The 17,660-nt window shown below is 39.5% G+C and carries 13 protein-coding genes and 2 pseudogenes; 3 read left to right on the top strand and 12 right to left on the bottom strand.

Annotated features, from left to right (window positions below):
• Positions 1–2 precede the first annotated feature (2 nt).
• The 7 genes and pseudogenes from CVS89_RS09795 to pyrE all read right to left on the bottom strand — a co-directional run bounded on the left by CVS89_RS09795 (position 3) and on the right by pyrE (position 7,761).
• Positions 3–761 (bottom strand): FKBP-type peptidyl-prolyl cis-trans isomerase, encoded by a 759-nt coding sequence (locus CVS89_RS09795; protein WP_107848015.1) that lies wholly within the window; start codon positions 759–761, stop codon positions 3–5.
• 44 nt (positions 762–805) lie between these two features.
• Positions 806–2,872 (bottom strand): cytochrome C, encoded by a 2,067-nt coding sequence (locus CVS89_RS09800; protein WP_107848016.1) that lies wholly within the window; start codon positions 2,870–2,872, stop codon positions 806–808.
• 95 nt (positions 2,873–2,967) lie between these two features.
• Entirely contained in the window at positions 2,968–4,395 is a 1,428-nt protein-coding gene (locus CVS89_RS09805; protein WP_107848017.1) for a c-type heme family protein, read from the bottom strand.
• Entirely contained in the window at positions 4,385–5,074 is a 690-nt protein-coding gene (locus tag CVS89_RS09810; RefSeq protein ID WP_002940643.1) for a response regulator transcription factor, read from the bottom strand. The genes CVS89_RS09805 and CVS89_RS09810 overlap by 11 nt, the downstream gene beginning before the upstream one ends.
• Before the next feature lie 485 nt (positions 5,075–5,559).
• A pseudogene (locus CVS89_RS10340) lies at positions 5,560–5,749 on the bottom strand (methyl-accepting chemotaxis protein); the annotation flags it as partial.
• 351 nt (positions 5,750–6,100) lie between these two features.
• Positions 6,101–6,955 (bottom strand): annotated as a pseudogene (locus CVS89_RS10345) (cache domain-containing protein); the annotation flags it as partial.
• 197 nt (positions 6,956–7,152) lie between these two features.
• Positions 7,153–7,761 (bottom strand): orotate phosphoribosyltransferase, encoded by a 609-nt coding sequence (gene pyrE / locus CVS89_RS09820; protein ID WP_107848019.1) that lies wholly within the window; start codon positions 7,759–7,761, stop codon positions 7,153–7,155.
• 119 nt (positions 7,762–7,880) lie between these two features.
• Between pyrE and CVS89_RS09825 the strand changes: the two genes are divergently transcribed.
• From CVS89_RS09825 to thyX, 3 genes are all read left to right on the top strand, one after another.
• Positions 7,881–9,248 carry a Na+/H+ antiporter NhaC family protein gene (locus CVS89_RS09825; RefSeq protein WP_021088800.1) on the top strand — a complete coding sequence of 456 codons (1,368 nt, stop codon included), beginning with the start codon at positions 7,881–7,883 and terminating at the stop codon, positions 9,246–9,248.
• Positions 9,249–9,371: 123 nt separating this feature from the next.
• Positions 9,372–11,816 (top strand): flagellar hook protein FlgE, encoded by a 2,445-nt coding sequence (gene flgE, locus CVS89_RS09830; RefSeq protein ID WP_103595905.1) that lies wholly within the window; start codon positions 9,372–9,374, stop codon positions 11,814–11,816.
• Positions 11,817–11,905: 89 nt separating this feature from the next.
• Positions 11,906–12,535: an FAD-dependent thymidylate synthase gene (gene thyX / locus CVS89_RS09835; RefSeq protein ID WP_035169738.1), complete on the top strand. Its 630-nt coding sequence runs from the start codon at positions 11,906–11,908 to the stop codon at positions 12,533–12,535.
• A gap of 45 nt (positions 12,536–12,580) precedes the next feature.
• Here the strand turns inward: thyX and CVS89_RS09840 are convergent, their stop codons facing one another.
• The 5 genes from CVS89_RS09840 to ruvC all read right to left on the bottom strand — a co-directional run bounded on the left by CVS89_RS09840 (position 12,581) and on the right by ruvC (position 17,538).
• Entirely contained in the window at positions 12,581–13,687 is a 1,107-nt protein-coding gene (locus tag CVS89_RS09840; RefSeq protein WP_107848020.1) for a DNA adenine methylase, read from the bottom strand.
• Position 13,688: 1 nt separating this feature from the next.
• A complete protein-coding gene (luxS, locus tag CVS89_RS09845; protein WP_012140684.1) occupies positions 13,689–14,204 on the bottom strand; it encodes an S-ribosylhomocysteine lyase in 516 nt (171 codons plus the stop codon).
• Between the two features lie 106 nt (positions 14,205–14,310).
• The gene (locus tag CVS89_RS09850) at positions 14,311–16,275 is read right to left on the bottom strand and encodes a methyl-accepting chemotaxis protein (protein WP_107848021.1); all 1,965 of its coding nucleotides are present in this window, start codon (positions 16,273–16,275) and stop codon (positions 14,311–14,313) included.
• A 77-nt stretch (positions 16,276–16,352) separates the two neighbouring features.
• Positions 16,353–17,042: an MOSC domain-containing protein gene (locus tag CVS89_RS09855; RefSeq protein ID WP_107848022.1), complete on the bottom strand. Its 690-nt coding sequence runs from the start codon at positions 17,040–17,042 to the stop codon at positions 16,353–16,355.
• 16 nt (positions 17,043–17,058) lie between these two features.
• On the bottom strand, positions 17,059–17,538 hold the full coding sequence (gene ruvC / locus CVS89_RS09860) for a crossover junction endodeoxyribonuclease RuvC (protein ID WP_087583362.1): 480 nt from the start codon (positions 17,536–17,538) through the stop codon (positions 17,059–17,061).
• Positions 17,539–17,660 lie beyond the last annotated feature (122 nt).

Below are 17,660 nucleotides of genomic sequence, written 5' to 3' on the forward strand. Positions count from 1 at the left end.
CCTTAATGAGGCTTTTTAATGCCCTCATTTTGCTCTTTTTCATGAATTTTTCTTGCTGCCTCAGCTAGTTCGCCAGGCTTTAAGACCTTAATAAGCTCTATCTCAAAAACGATAGTCTCGCCTCCAGGTATCCCCTCCATGCCGCTATCGCCGTATGCAAGCTCAGGCGGGATGACAAATTTAAACTTCTCGCCCTCTTTCATAAGCATGAGACCCTCTTCAAGCCCAGGGATCAAATTTAGCATCGAAAGATGAGCTGGAGCCTCTTTTGTCTCGTCAAAGACCTTGCCACCAGCAAAGCTTGCTTTATAATTTACTATGATGATGCTCTCAGGCTTTGGAGTAGCCCCTTTTGAGCTACTTTTTATGATCTCATATTGTAAATTTGATTTTGTTGTTTTTACATTTTTGTTTTTTGCATTTTTTTCCATATAGGCTTTGCCTTGGGCTAAATTCTCTTTTAGCTTGGCAGCCTCTTTTTCTTTTACTATCTTCTCTAAGCTTTCAGCTCTTTTGTTTAGTAGCTTTGCTATCTCATCATCACTTAGTTTTAGCTCGCTCTTTAGCGCATCGCTAAAGCCTTTTATCACTGCATCAGCGTCATAGCCAACACCTAGTTGCTTTTGATCTAGCAGTCCTTTTAAAACATATCCACCGCTTGTTGCGCCTATGGCATAAGAGTCGTTTGTATCGACATTTGCTAAGAGGCTAGCCACGCTTAGGCTAAGAAGTAGCGAACATTTTAAAAACGCATTTTTCATTTCAAACCCTTAAGATTAAAGGGGCTAAAACTAGCCCCTAAATGCTATAAATTTTTGTTTAGAATTCTCTGAGCTTCTTTTATATACTCTTTAGATGCATCTAGTCTTTGTTTAGTAAATTTAAATCCGTGCATACCCCACGAACCATCTTTTTCAACCATATCGATGATCTCTTGAGCGTTTTGGACAAGCTCATAAACTCTTGCTTTATCACTTGGATCTAGCTTTTTAGTCTCTAGTAGTGAGTAAATTCCCTCGATGCCTATTTTGACCTCTGAGAATTCATTTTTAACTGGAGTTTGCCATCCCATAACCTCATCATAAACTTGTTTTTGGTTTTTGAAGTGAAGTGTTGGTTTTAGCTCAGATAGCACTGGGCTATGGCAGCCTTTATTATCTTTCATATCTTTATCAGCCCAAGATGTTCTAGCGCATGCCCACATCAAATCAACATAGTTGTGGCCATTTTTATCTCTCTCAAAGTGCCAATCTTTTCCGTCTCTTGCATCTTTAGAAGCAGCGCCTGGGACAAGAGATTTCTCTTTTGGATCGACCATGATCTTCCAGATGTGAGAGCGTCTTTGAGTATCAAAGCCAGCGTTGTCTTGGAACTGAACAGCGTAGAAATTCTCGCAGCTCATCATAAATGGCATGTGGCAAGATGCACAAGTGTTGTTTTTGTGTGTATCTGCTTTTGATGCGATATATGCTTGAGTCTCGTGACAATCTTTACAATCTTTTTTGATCTTTGGTTTAGTGTAGAATGCACTTAGATAGCCTTGATCTGGGTTGTAGTTCATGCCAGTTACGCTCTTATCGCCTACAACGTTACCTGTGTTGTCGTGTGGATCGTGGCAAGTGACGCATCTCATGCCTTTATCGTAGTGAGCGGTAAAGTATGATTGTGAGCCTTCTGAGCCACATCCTGGTCCCATTGATTTAAATTTAGAGCTAAGTGAGAGATCAAGCTTGCCGTTGTTTAATGGGTTAGCTCGCATTAGATCTGGGCTAAAGTTAAATCTTTGGTGACAGCGTTCGCAGTTTGATGTTCTAAAATTTGTAGCTCCATCAAGGTGACCGCCAGCTCCGTGGCACTCCTCACAGCTTACGCCTTTTGAGATAGTGTGTTTTTGAAGCTCTTTGGCATTACCAAGTGCTGCGTAAAATTCTGCTTTTGACTTAAAGTCAAATTTAACTGGGTGGCAAACCTCACAATATGATGAGTTTGCTTGGAAAAACATCGACTTTTTATGTTTTGCGGCGTATGAGGCAAGACCTCTAACATATCCGCCATTATCGCCATACTCTTCGAGCGTGCCAGGAAATTCTGGGACGAGCTCTTTTATCTTTTTAACAGTTGCGTCGTCTAAATTTAACGCCCATGTTCTTTGCCATTGGTTACCGCCAGCTACGATCTGACCTGTGCCATCTCTTAGCAAACCGCCCTCAACGTAGTAAGTACCACGAAGTAGCCATGCATCGACGTATCCCATCTTAGTTCTTAAGTGACCAACGGTTGCGTAGATGACATCTGGAGTGATACCTTTTGGTAGTATAGAAGCGGTATCTTTGTCAAATACTGGCTCAGTTAGGTTGTTATTAACCTCTGGGTGCTCGCCAGGGAAGCGCATAGTAGTTGCGTGGCGAGATCTGCTCCAGACCTCATACTGAGCTGGGTGACACTCACCGCACTTTTCTGGTCCTACAAATTTATTAGGAAATTGAAGTGATGAGGTGGCTGGAATTCTATACATCATAGAGCTATAGCCCTTACCACCATCTCTTTTACTAAGCTTTGACATATCAAAGCCATGTCCCTCGGCAAGCCACTCTAAGCCACGGTCATGAACGACCATTTTGCCGACGGTTTTGCCACCATACTTTGTAAAAATAGGGTGGTTTTTAAATAGCCAGTTATACATCTCTTGCTCTTCTACGACGTAGTCTTGCAAGGAGACAACACCTCTACTTTGCAGTGTGCCTTTAGGATTTGCGATAACATCACGTGCTTTATCGGACATCTGCATATTATGCTCTTCGCAACAGGCTTGTGAAGCAAAGATACTAACACCCATGAGTAAGCCTGCTAAGGCTTTGTGTAAGTTTCTCACGTCTCCTCCTTTGAATTTTTATCCTAAAATCAAAATGATTTCATACTGATAATCTTAACACCAAAAAAGGGCAGAAAAGGGGGAAAATTAACAAATTATAAATTTTCGAAACTAATTGTAAATGCAACGTGGTTTTCATCCACATTTTTAGCAAAGATTAGGGCGTTGTTTTTGCGAGCGATAAGGCGGCTCATATATAGCCCAAGCCCGCTACCGCTCTCTTTTGTGCTAAAGTGTGGCTCAAAGATGACCTTTAAAAATGAATTTTTTATCGCTCCTGCGTTATTTTGCACGCATAAATTCTTTCTGCCATCTTTTAAAAAGGCGCTTATCTTTATCACTCTTGGCTTTGTGTAGCTTTGTTTAAATGCGTCTTTGGCGTTGTTTATGATGTTTATTAAAATTTGGATTATCTCATTAAAATTTGCAAATACCTCAAAATTTTCTCTCACGTCAAGCTGCACTTCGATCTGATACTTTTTAAGCGTTGCGTTTAAAATTTTTATCGTTTGATTTATCACTTCAAGCACCTTAAACTCTTTTCTCAAGGTATTTGGACTAAAGAAATTTTTAAAGTCATCAACGGTTTCTGACATGAAATTTATCTGCTTGCTTGTCTCTTCTATAAATTCATAAATTTTCGCCTCATCAAGCTTCTTTCGCTCCTGATAAAGCTCTAAATTTATTAAAGCTGAGCTTATCTGAGCTAGCGGCTGCTTCCACTGATGCGAGATATTGCCTATCATCTCGCCCATAGAGGCTAGACGGCTTTGATGTATCATTAGCTGCTCAGTCTGCTTTTTGCTCTCTTCGCCTCGCCTATGCATCTTATAAACAAGTAGTAAAAATAGCCCAAAGATAAGCGTTATGGCGCTCATTATGACGATGACCTCTTGCAAGTGGTAGGTAAAAATGGCGCGAATTGGTATCTTAAACGAGATCATCGCGACAGTTTCGTTCACGTCTGGGATCTCTATGCCCTCCATGCCATATTTTTCTAGCATTTGTTGTGGGGCATTTGCGCTGCTGTGACAGGCTAGACAGCTTGGACTTTGGTTTTTTATAGGCAGACCCACAAAGAGCTGTGAGCCATTTTCATCTTTTATTATCTTTACAAATTCTTTAAATTTATTCTCTTTAAAGCCATGCAAGACGCCAGCTTCAAATTCATTTGGCTGGTGAGCCTTATTTAGCGGAGCGATGGCAACTAGCTTGTAGTCAAATTCAAGGTTATATTTTTTCTTTTGGATGTTGTAAATTTCACGGCTTATATATGAAGATGACAGAAGTCTCTCGTCAAAAAAGTCCTCTTTTAAGATGCCCTGCTCTTTTAACTGCTCGATTAGTGGGCGCTGAACTCCAGCGATGTACTCTCTTACTGAATTTATGCCCTCTAAAACATAATACGCCTCTTTTTTAGCGTCTTTCATCGCAAGATCGTTGTAAAAATTTAAAACAAGTGCTGAAACTAGCAGATAGACAAAGATAAAAGCACCGACTATTAGCTGAAATTTATATCTCACAAAGATAGCCCACGCCGTATAAATTTTTGATCACATCTTTGCCTAGCTTTCTTCTAAGCTCTTTTACGATCGTCTTTATCGCCTCTTTTGTCGGCTGCTCGTAGTCCCAGATGTAGTCAAAAATTTGTTCATAAGTGATAGTTTGGTTTTTGTTGTTTAAAAAGTACTCCAAAAGCTTGCTCTCGCTCTTGCTTAGATGAGAAATTTCGCCATTTACATAAAGCGCTTTTTTGCCAAAATCATACTCAAGCTCGTCATTTAGCCTGATAGTTGGTGTGCGTCCAACTAGCTCAAACGCCACATCTTCAAGCGCTTTAACAAAAGATTTTTTATCGTATGGTTTTGCAAGATATCTTGTGATCTTTAGCTCAACTGCTCGCCACAGATACTCTTGCTCGACGTGGCTAGATAATATCACGATAGGGATTTTTTGATTGATAGCTCTTACTTTTTTAGCGATCTCAAGACCATCAATATTTGGCACGCTGATATCAAGCACTAGCACGTCATACGCCCCGCTCATAGCAAGCTCAAGCGCATCAAAGCCGTCTGTAACGCCTTTAACCTCTGCGAAAAAGAGCTCCAGCGAGGCGCAGATATTTCGCAAAATCGCCTCTTCATCCTCTAAGCAAAGGACCTTTTTGTTTGATAAAACATCTAAAATATCATACTCTTGCATACGTCATCTCATCTCTTAAGCCAAAATGCCAACTTAAATAACACAAAATAAAAATTATTTCATAAATTTACATCATGATCGTAAGCTTAAAGTAAAAAATCGGCTCGCTACTTAAGTGATAAATTTAAAAGATAAAGTTAAATTTAGCCAAAGATTTGGCTAAATTTATCAGGTTCTAAATTTTGAAAGGCTAGTGTTTAGATTATCAGTCATCTTTGAAAGATGAGCAGCTGCAAGTGAGATTTCATCCATGCTTTTTGAGTTTTGTTTTGAAATTTCATCGATATTTACGATGCCTTTTATCAGCTCTTCGACCTTATTTCCAGTCTCTATATAGTCCCTCGTAGAGGTCTCATTTAAGCTAACAGTCTCGTTCATTAGCTGGTTCATATTTTCTATTTTTTCATTTATCTGGGCTGATTTTTTGCAAAGCTCGCCAGCTTTTTTAGCATTATCGCCGATGGTATGGCTTGAGTTTGAGATCGCTTCAACGATTAAATTTATAGTTGCATTTATCTCGCTTAGGCTATTTTGCGTGCGTTCAGCTAGTTGTCTAACCTCATCAGCCACGACTGCAAAGCCACGTCCATGCTCACCTGCACGCGCTGCTTCTATGGCGGCATTTAGAGCAAGTAAATTTGTCTGATCAGCGATGTCATCGATGATATTTAAGACATCTTTTACATTTTTAGCTTGATCAGCTAGGCTTTTCATCGAGCTAGCGAGTGAAATTTCGCTATTTGCAGCCTCATCTACATTTTTGCTAAGCCCCAAAACATCGTTTGAAACTTCATTTATATATAGACAGGTTCTTTCAAGATTTTCTTTGCTCTTCTTAGCCTCTTCAAATGAGCTCTTTATCTCTTCTGACATGGTTTTTGCCATATTTGTCGTATCTGTGACGATTAGCGAAGATTTGTTGGTTAAATTTGTAGTTTGAGCTGATGTTGAAGAGAGTTGCTCGGCGATAGAAGAGTTCTCATGCGCTAGCCCTTTAACGCTCTCTATCACAGATCTTAGCTCGCTTGTTAGGTCATTTATAGAGCTTTTGATGTTTGAAATTTCATCTTTTCCGCTAACTTCAAGCTTTTTAGTAAGATCGCCTCTGCCACTTTTTATCTCATCTGACATCGCGGTTAAATTTGCAACGATATTTTTTATAGGTCTGATGATCGCCCTACTTAAGATAAATAACACGATAGCTATCAAAACAACCGTAATCAGGGCGCAAGCGATGATAAATGTTCTTGTATTTTGGCTGTTTTGCTCGTTTAACACGACCTTTGTCTTTTCTATCTCGTCCGCCAAGTCATCGACATAAACGCCGCTTCCTAGCATCCACTTATATGGCTCAAAATTTGCAGCATAGCCAAGCTTCTCCACTGGCTCCTCGCCCTCTTTTTTCGCCCAGCCAAATGTGACAAATCCGCCACCTTGTTTAGCCTTTTCGATGAGCTCTTTTATAAGAAGTAGCCCTTTTGGATCTTTTAGTCCGATTAAATTTTTACCAACAAGCGATGGCTTTTCAGGGTGCATCAAAACAACACCATTGTAGTCATAAATGAAGATATAGCCAGTTTTATCGCTAAAGAATTTTAGCTTTGAGACGACTCTAAAAATTTCTTGTTTTATCTCATCGTCGCTTAGCCCTTTTTCTTTGCCACCATTATAAATTTCACGCATCATTTGATTGATCGTCTCGACGTCATCTTTTAAATTTTCTTTTCTGGCATTTACCAGCTCGTCGTAGGACTTGTTGGTGAAAAACTGCGTGAGATCGCTTGAAAATTTGCTATTTAAAAATATGAGCAAACAGCTAACAAGTAAAACTGAAAAAACAAAAGTGAGAATTATCTTTGTAGATATTTTCATAGCACACATCCTTGCATTTTGGGATCTCCTAAATTTTTTGTGCCATTTTATACATTCAAATCTTAATTATAAATTAACTTTTAAAATTTAAGAAAAAAAGAGAAAATTTGATGAGAGAATTTACTCAAAGCCCAAAATAACGAATAAGTTACAAATATTATTATTTTAAGCTTTGAGCGTAAAATTTAAGTAAAATTTAGTAGCCTTTAGTTGCCTCTACTTCCAGGCTTAATAGCCTTGCTACCGCCTTTGCAAAGCAGACAGTGCTCTGGCTCGTAAATTTCAAATTCAAAATTTCCCAAAGCGAAAAATGGCTTGTCACTTGGCAGTTTTGCATTTGGCTTTGAGTCATTGCCTAAATTTGCAACCTTACAAAAGCCGCGGTTTGCAAGTGCCGCAAAGCCAACTACCTCGCCACCAAGTCTCTCTATCACGTGCGCTGCTTCAAGCGCAGAGCCGCCAGTTGTGATGATGTCTTCACAAACTATGAATTTCTCGCCCTTTTTCACTTCAAAACCGCGCCTTAAGCTCATCACCCTATCAACGCGCTCAGTAAATATAAAGCGTTTTTTCGCCGCGCGAGCTAGCTCATATCCAGCCAAAATTCCGCCAAGCGCTGGCGAGCAAACACTATCAAATTTAATGCCAAATTTCTCTATCACACGCGCTAACTCATCTGCTAGCTTTGCTGCAAGAGCAGGATCTTCAAGCACCTTTGCACTTTGCAGATAAAACTGCGAGTGGTTGCCACTACTTAGCAAAAAGTGCCCCTCTAAATACGCCCCAGCATCCTTATAAATTTTCTCTAAATCCATCGCCTTTTCCTTTTAAAATTTGCCAAAAATCTTAACACATACCCACTTAAGCCACTCTTTTTAAAATTTAATAAGCCCTGCCCTTGTATAATTCTTGCACTCATACAAAAAGGACACTCATGCTTCTCTTTAACCCTGTTGTTTTTAGTATTTTGGTGATGACGGTGCTATGTTTGCTGCGCTTTAACATCCTCCTTTCTATCCTCATCTCAGCCCTTGTCGCTGGTGTCATGTATAAGCATGGTTTTAGTGGATTTGAAAGTGGTTTGGCAAGCGGTTTTGAGAGCTTTTTTACGGCTCTAAAAGAGACTACGCAAAGCCTCATAAGCGGCATGCAAGGCAACCTTGAAACCTCTCTTAGCTACATCTTGCTAGGTGCTCTTGCAGCTGCCATAGCAAATACAAATTTAACAGCCATTTTGATAAATGCAATGAGTAAATTTCTTAGCTCAAACAAGGTCATTTTTACGCTAACCATCGCATTTATCGCTTGTTTGTCTCAAAATTTGATCCCAGTTCATATAGCTTTTATACCTATCTTGATCCCGCCACTTCTTGCTCTTATGAATAAAATGGGCATAGATAGACGCGCGGTGGCTTGCGCTCTTACATTTGGACTTCAAGCGCCTTATGTGAGCATTAGCGTCGGCTTTGGTCTGCTTTTTCACAATATCCTTAAAAAAGAGCTAGCCAACAACGGCATAAATACAACCATCTCAGACATCTCATCAGTCATGTGGATAGGCGGTGCGTCGATGTTTGTGGGGCTCATCTTAGCCATACTTTTTTATAGTAAAAAAAGGATTTATAAAACTTCTAAATTTGAAAAGGCCGAGCTTGATGAGATCGAGCGTGCAAAAAGCCTTGAGATGACTAAAAAAGAGTGGGCGGTCTTAGCTGGTGCGGTTGTCGCTTTTGTCGTGCAAATTTACACTTCACTCTTGCCACTTGGCGCGTTACTTGGACTTTTGGTAATGGTTGTTTTTGGCGGTATCGAATATAAAAAAGTAGATAAGATCATGGATAATGGCCTTGCTATGATGGGTTTTATCGCATTTATTATGCTTGTTGCTGCTGGATATGGCACCATTTTAAGAGAGAGTGGCGGTATAGACGAGCTTGTAAAATACGCTAGTTTGGTCTCAGGCGGCAAGATAGGCGGAGCATTTTTGATGCTACTTATCGGACTTTTAGTCACGATGGGCATAGGCACTAGCTTTGGCACTATCCCTATCTTAGCCTCTATCTACGTGCCACTTTGCCTTAGCCTTGGCTTTGGCGTGCCAGCTATCATCTTGCTAGTTGGTATAGCAGCGGCTCTAGGCGACGCTGGAAGCCCAGCAAGCGACAGCACACTTGGACCAACGAGCGGTCTAAACGCTGATGGTGAGCACAACCACATATATGATACTTGCGTGCCTACATTTATATTTTTTAACATCCCGCTAATCATCGGTGGCATCGTAGGAGCCATGATACTTGGATAAATTTGGCGTTAAAAGCGCCAAATTTCTCTTTTAATTTTTCTCTTTTTGCCGATATAAATTTTGGAACATCTTTTGCTTTAGAAAGATCATAAAAAATTTTAAAACGAGAAAAAGGATAAGCTCATGATGAGATCACTTTGGTCTGGTGTTTCAGGCCTACAAGCCCACCAGATAGCCATGGACGTAGAAGGCAACAATATCGCAAACGTCAATACCTATGGTTTTAAATACAACCGCGCAAATTTTGCTGATATACTAAGCCAAACTCCAAGAGTTGCTACCGCTCCACAAGGCCAGCTAGGCGGTCAAAACGCTATGCAAATAGGTCTAGGAACGACTATAAACTCAACTACAAGAATTTTCTCACAAGGCACACTAACAGCCACTGATAAGCAAACCGACCTTGCTCTTCAAGGAAATGGCTTCTTTGTCGTCTCTCCAGATGGCGGAACGACAAGATACTATACAAGAAACGGCGATTTCGTCCGTGATAAGGCTGGTAACTTTGTAAACAACAGCGGCTACATCGTTCAAGGCTGGACTAGAGATGATGAGACTGGCACTATCGATTCAACTGGCCCTATAAGCAACATCGTCATCAAAGAAGGTCTTACAACTCCAGCAAGAGCGACAACAGAAGTTAAAATAAAAGGCAACCTTGACTCAGGTAACAGCATCGGTCAAAGAAGCACACCTATCTACGCTCTTGACTCAGTTGCAGGCGGACGCGACTACAATAACGATGGAATTTTAAACGCTAACGAAGTTCATAACGAAAACGATACAAACAACGACGAATTTTATACAAACTCAAGAAACGAGCAAATCTTAACAGAGCGTGGCGTCGATCTTGGTGTTACATTTGACGAGCTTGGAAACGGACTTGCACTAAGAGACGGACAAGGTATCTGGGTAAGCTACGCAAATGCTAAGACTGAGAAATTTAGTATAGGAAGTCCTGCAGCTCAAACAATCGGTCAAATAAATCCAGCAGAAACACTTGATATCACAATAAATGGTACAACTATCAAATCTCAAGCTGGTACGATGACAAGCATCAGTGATGTTGCAGCTGCTATCAACGCTCAGTACAATAAAACTGGTGTTAGAGCTGAAATTTCAGAAGGCAACAAACTAACACTTATAAATAGAAACAACTCGGGCACAACTGAAGAGACAAAAAATATTCACTTAGTGGTAAATGCTGGAAACACAGTTGGTGGTCTAGCTAGTAAAGATATCATCACAGCTTATCAATATGTCTATACAAGCTCACAAACAACAGCTGTTCATCCAAATAATGACAAGATAGCAAGACAGATTACTACAACAGAAGATCTTCGTGCTGCTATGCAAGAGGATGCTAGAAACCACGTTGATTATAACGGCGATGGCCTAATAAGAGCAAATTCAGATGTACTTGATGCTGCAAAAGAAGCAACAGCGGCTCACAAGATAGCTCCAGGCACTGGTGGCGCAGCTATAACAAATCCAGCTTATGCAACAATATACAATACAGCTTATGCAGGAGCAACTGGCACACCTGATCAAAAACACGCAGCAGCTGTCGCGGCACTTCAGGCAATTGCTGGAGATGATACAAACGATGGCGTAAAGATCACTGTAAATAAACTAGGTCAATTTCAACTAGAAAATCCTACAAACGAAATAGCTGATCAAGCCCTTTATATGACTACAACTGGTCTTACAAAACCAGCTCAAGGTACAAACAGCGCAGCAGTAAATGAAAACGTTCGCTTTACAAACATCATGAAAGCACTTGATGGCGCGCTAAGCCCAGGTCAAGCTCTAAGAGCAAGTGGCAAGATGATGATGTCAAGCCACGGCTCAACGGCTGAAATTTTTGACTCACTTGGCTCAAAACACACAGTTAGTATCAGATGGGCAAAGACAGGTACTACAACAGATGGTGGCACTGAATGGAATATGATCATCCAAGTGCCAGAGCCTGCTAAGATAAACTATACAGGCGAGGGTCCAGACAACGTCGTAACTGGTTCAGTTAGGTTTAACTCAAACGGCTCACTTGCTAGTTTTCACCCAGCTACGATAACATTTTCAGCTAACAACGGCTCACAAAGTGGTCAAAATGTTAGTTTAAATTTTGGCTTGGGAACAGACTTTAACGGACTAACAAGCTTTGATAAAGACTCATCAACTGAGTCTATCTCACAAGATGGCTACACAGGTGGTACGCTAAATGGTTTGAAGGTAGATGAAACAGGAACTATCATAGGCTCATTTACAAACGGACAAAGCTTTGGTCTAGCTCAAGTTGCACTTGCTAGCTTTACAAACAACGAGGGTCTTCAAAGTGAGGGCGGAAACGTCTTTTCACAAACTGCTAACTCAGGCGAAGCAGTCATCGGCGCAGCAGGCACAGGTGATAAAGGTACGATCGCAGCTTCAAAACTAGAAGCTAGTAACGTCGATCTAAGCCGTGCGCTAACAGATCTTATCGTCATCCAAAGAGGTTTTCAAGCAAACTCAAAAACGATCACGACAAGCGATGAGATGCTAAACACACTTCTTCAACTAAAACAATAATAAAGGGGGAGCTCGCTCCCTTTTAAATTTACAAATAAAATCAGCCTTCTTTTTGTAAAATGCTAAAAAATTTCACAAAAAGAGAAAATATGCAAGTAACACTTCTAAATCACACTCCACTAAATATCTGCTCTCACGCGATCCGCACATGCTGGCAAAGCTTTGAAAAAGGCGACAACGGCGGCGAAAAAGATGTCGAGCTGATAGACAGGGTGGGTAATAAATTTAAACACGCTTCAACGCTAGAGCACCTTTACTACAATTTCTACATCCAAGGCATCTCGCGCGCACTACTTCAGGAGCTAGCCCGCCACCGCATAGCAAGCCTAAGCGTCAAATCAACCCGCTACACGCTAAAAGAGCTAAAAAAGGAGGAGAAATTTGAAGTAGGGCAGTTTGAGCGTGCGGCTAAATTTATCGTGCTAACAAATGACGAAATGGTCGATAACGCGAGCATAAAAGCGCTTGAAAATTTACGTGAAATTTTAGCTTCAACTACAAAAAGCCTTGATATAGTTAAATACTGCTTGCCAGAGTGCTATAAAACCGAGCTTACATGGAGCATAAACGCTAGAAGCTTGCAAAATTTCATCTCTCTAAGAAGCTCAAAATCAGCCCTTTGGGAGATAAGAAATTTAGCAAATGCTATCTACGACGCCTTGCCAAATGAGCATAAATTTATCTTTGAGAAGTGCTTACCAGAGGATGAGCAAAACTAACAATTACGTTAGTGAGATTTAGAAGTGATGAAATGAGCGTTAAATTTACTTTTTCAAAACGTAAAGAAGTTCGTCTACGTGGATGTTTCTAGCTTTTAAATTTCTGCTGCCGCGGTAGGCGTTATACTTTTGGCGAAGCAGATGAACTTTGCCCATTTTATTTAGATTTTTGTCAAATTCATCTTGGTTTATAAAGCCCTCTGAGTTAAACGAGATGAGCACAAATTTCGCCTTTAAATTTGCTATGAGCTCGAAAAATGCCTCGCTCGCTGATGATTTTTTATTAAAAACTGATCTGTTCCAGTCCTTTGAGATGCCTGAGACTTTTGAAATTTTACTTGGCTCTTCGTAGCTTGCGATGAGATTTAGCATGAAGTAGTTTGAGCCGTATGGATGCTGATTATAAGGCGGATCAAGATAGACTAGATCAAGCCCATCAAGCTCTTTTGCCAACAAATTTGCGTCCTTTTGATAGACCTCAAATGGCACGCTGAAATTTGAGAAAATAGGCTTAGTCAAATTTATATCAGAAGTGATCCTTGAGATGGCATTTTGCCCATGTCCGCCAAACTGGCCAACTCCCTCTTTATTTTTATGAAAACCTTTAAAAATTCCACTCGTATTTGCATGCACGCTTGCGTTATAAAGTAGTGGAGCTATGAAAAATTTTCTCATCTCCTCTGGCAACATCTCACCTATGAGCCTTCTTGCGGTGTCAATGAATTTGGCATTTTTTTTCGTGTAAAAAACCCGCTCACCAAAAGCTATATTTTCATCATCTTGCGGGGCATAAAGCCTTGTTATAAAGCCCTCAGAAAGGCTCTTTTCTATCTCTTTTTCAAGCTTTTTTTGCCAGAAATTTATCTCATCTCTTAGCTCATTTGTGGCGTTTTGCAGATAGCATGAGTTTGTGATGAAGCTGTAAAGCTCCAAGTCGTTTGCGACTAGAAATTCGCTATTTTGTTTTAAAAACCTAGCCACCACGCCGCTTCCGCTAAAGAGGTCGCAGCAGCTAAGCTTCTCTTTTTTTAGCTCGTCTTTTGCGTATTTTACGCCTCGCTCGATAAAGCCTAAAAGAGAGCGTTTGTTACCAAGATAGGTTAAAATTTGCTCTTTTAGATAGGCTTGATTTTCTTGTCTAGCTGGTTTCAAATCAGTGCTTTTTTAGTCCCATAGCATCAACGTCAAGCTTGATCTCGTCGTTGTTTATGATGACTAGGCCTTGTGCTAAAATTTTGCTTGCTATGGCGTGCGCTTCATCAAGTGAGTGCATCTTGTAAGTGCCACATTGAAATTTATTTAGCTCTGGGATCTTATCTTGATCTTTGACCTCTAAGATATCTTTCATCGAAGCAAGCCATGCCTTTTTTACAGCCTCTTCGCTAGGTGTGCCGATCACACTCATATAAAAGCCAGTCCTGCAACCCATCGGCGAGATGTCTATGATCTCCACGCCGTTGCCATTTAGGTGGTTTCTCATAAAGCCAGCAAAAAGATGTTCTAAAGTGTGAGTGCCCTTTTCTGGCAAAATTTCTTCATTTGGCTTGCAAAATCTCAAGTCAAAAACGCTGATATCATCGCCTTTTGGGGTCTTCATACTCTTTGCTAGTCTTACTCCTGGGGCTTTCATCTTCACATGATCTACGCAAAAACTATCAAGTAGTGGCATATATTCTCCTTTAAATTTTTGGTAATTTTAGCGTAAAAAAGATTTAAAAATTTAAAGGCTCACGTAAATTTACATGAGCCTAGTAATATTTGAGTGGTTTGGGATATTAAAATTTATTTTTTCTAACGTCTGTTAGTATGACCTTCGCCATGCCGTCTATCTCGCTAGTTACGTCGTTTGTAGTATTAACAACTGAAATATTTTCTTTTGTAACATTATCTATTTGAGATACACTTTGATTTATCATATCAACAGCTGTTGTTTGCTCTTTGATTGATTCACTCATCTCGTTAATTGATTGAGCAAGGACATTTGTATTTGCCTCGATCTCGCCTAGACTTTTTTGTGTTCTTTCAGCTAGCTTTCTAACCTCATCAGCCACAACTGCAAAACCACGTCCATGCTCACCTGCACGAGCAGCTTCTATGGCAGCATTTAGAGCGAGTAAATTTGTCTGATCAGCAATATCACGGATAATAATGATGATATTTTTGATCTCATCACTTTGTCTTATAACATCCGCTGTCTTTTGAGATATTGCATTCATTGAGCTTGACATCTCTTCGATAGCTGCTGCACTTTCTTGAATAGACTCTGCTTGCTTGTTTGCTCCTGAAGTTAAATTCTTCATAGATTCAGATAAAATTTGTGCTTTTTCTTCCAAAATTTGTGCCTGGTTTAGATTATCATTTAGCATATTGCAAATAGCAACACCAGAGCTATTTATACCAAGCATCATAGCTTTTAGATCAGCTTCAATGTTTTCATCTATTTCAATCTTTGCAGTATAGTCATTTTTAGAGTAAGCGTTTAATATATTTATTACATTACCCAAATTTTTACTAATAGAACTAAAGAAAGTGTTTAGTAAATCTTTTAGTTTGATAAGAGATGGGTTATTTGGGTTCTCACTTAGTTTGACGCCTAAATTTCCTCTTATCATATTATTTGCAGCTATATTTAGCTCTTCAAGCATGGTATTATCTTTTTTGATGCCAGCTATGACTTTGTCGATATTTTTATTTATCTCTTCGCTCATCACGCCAAATTCATCAGTAGTGTGGATATCTAGCTTACTTGGGGCAGTGCTGCTCTCATAAGTGATAAATTTAAATGTATCAGAAAGCTTCTCTTGGATAACTCCGATAGGTTTAAGTGAGCGTTTTAGTAGTACAAATACAATGGCTGAGAGTATGACTATAAAGAGCACCGCAAGTATTAGCTGAGCTTTTAAGATAGGCATAGTGTTGTTTGAAAAGGTATCCGCACCTATTGCAACAGCAGCAAGCCAGCCATCATCGTTGATAGGTAAAATTTTAGCTGTTACATCTTGGTTTTTAGAGTTTTTATATGAGATCAGACCATTTTCGTCAAATTCTTTATTGTTATACTTTTCTGAGACGACCTTTGTAGCAGGTAAGATGGTACCAACTTCTGAAGCTATATCAGAAATAAGCATAGTTCCATCTTTTTTCATAATATAAGCATATCCACCTTCTTTAGTTTTACCAATATCAAGGATCTTGTCACTTAACTTTTTAATGTCTATATCAATACCGAAAACACCTTCAAATTTACCATTTTTAGTAACAGGAGCAGTAAAAGTGATAACTAGATCATTTGTAGAAGTAACTCTTGGCTCGGTATAAATTTCTTTATTTTTCTCTTTTGTACTCTTATACCAACCTCTAGTTCTTGGATCATATTTATCAGCTACGGTTGTTCTTTTACCATCTGATTGAAAAAAGCGTCCATCTTCATCACCATAATATACATAAGTTATTATGGAATTTGATATCTTTTTTTCAAGCAAAACGAAATTCATTATCTCGTCGCCACTTTGCAACTCATCGATAACAGCTGAAGATTTTTTAACGTATTCTAAATTTTCATCAAAAAACGTATCTATGACACCTTTTACATCTTTTAGAATTTGATCTTCTTTTTGGCTAACAAGCTCAACCACCTTTTTCTCTGACGTAAAATAGCTGACTGCGGAAATAGCACAAAACGAGATGATGAGTAAGATCATCAAGGCAAATGCTATTTTATTTGTGATAGAACGAAACACCTTTACTCCTTTAAATTTTGTTTGAAATTTATTTGTAAAACAAAATCGGAGTAAAAATGAAAATGTTTATAGCTTTTTTATAGTGTTCTCATAAATTCAGTGCTATAAATTCCCTCGATGCGTCTTTTCATATCATCATGCCAGCCATTTGTAAGAGTGGTAAGGGCATTAAATTTCTCAAGTAAATTTAAATTTTCATTTGGCGCGTAAAAGAGTCTGTTTATCTCTAAAATGCTCATATGAACTGGGTCACTTTCTATAACCTCTATCGCGTCGCCTGCCTTGCATGAACCTGGCGTAAGGACACGGTAGTACCAGCCAGTAAGGCCTGTTTTGAAGATGTAAGTAGCCATATTTTCATTGCCCCATCTTTTTGAGAGCTTAAAGCATGGCTTTCTAGGCTGCGAGACTTGAAGCACAAGCGAGCCCACCTTGTGGATATCGCCCACATAGACGCAGCTCTCATCAAGCCCATCAACGCATAAATTCTCCCCCATCGCCCCATAAGCCATATTTTTTAATCCTAAAAAGCTCTCCCACTCGGCGTAGTTTGCAAACGAATTTGCAAAGACTGCCTTTTCAGGGCCGCCGTGGTGCTTCGTATCAGCGACGCTATCGCCCTCAAAGCCAAGCTCATTTGCGAAAATTTCGCCATTTTGAGCCACTTTAAAAATAGCTGAGCTCCAAGGTAAATTTAGCTTATCAGTTGCATTTTGCGAGCCGTAGTTTTTCACATCTCCTATTAGTAAAGCTTTTAGTGTTGCCATATTTTTCCTATCAAATTTAGTTTATTCTTAAATTATTCGCGTGAGTTAGCGCGATCGCGATCGCATCGGTGATATCAAGCGGTTTTATCTCTTTGTTTATGCCTAAAATTTTCTTCACCATAAAAGCCACCTGCTCTTTGTCAGCCTTTGCCTTGCCAGTGACCGTTTTTTTTACTTGAAGTGGCGTATATTCGGCAAAGTCACCATGAAGCTGCAAAATTTTAAGACTAAGTGCCCCGCGAAACTGAGCGAGCTTTAAGACCGTTTTTGGGTTATAAGCAAAGAAGATGTCTTCTATCGCAACCTCGTCAAATTTATGGTTTTTAAAGATGAGATCAAGCCCCTCGCAAAGCTCTGTTATTTGGTATTGAAGCGTATTTGGCTTTATCTTTATAAGCCCAGCTTCAAGAAGTATAGTTTTAAATTTGCTCTTTTCAAGTATCGCGTAACCGCAATTTTTCGTGCCTGGATCGATTCCTAAAATTTTCATCACAATCTTTTCAATACTTTTTCACGACTTTTTCACGCCGTGAAAAAGTTTATTAGAGTTTAACAAAGATTTTATTAATTTTAAGATAGTATCACTATAAATATTTTAAAAATTTAAGGCGTACAAAT

The organism is Campylobacter concisus, from assembly GCF_003048615.2.
Lineage (GTDB): Bacteria > Campylobacterota > Campylobacteria > Campylobacterales > Campylobacteraceae > Campylobacter_A > Campylobacter_A concisus_C.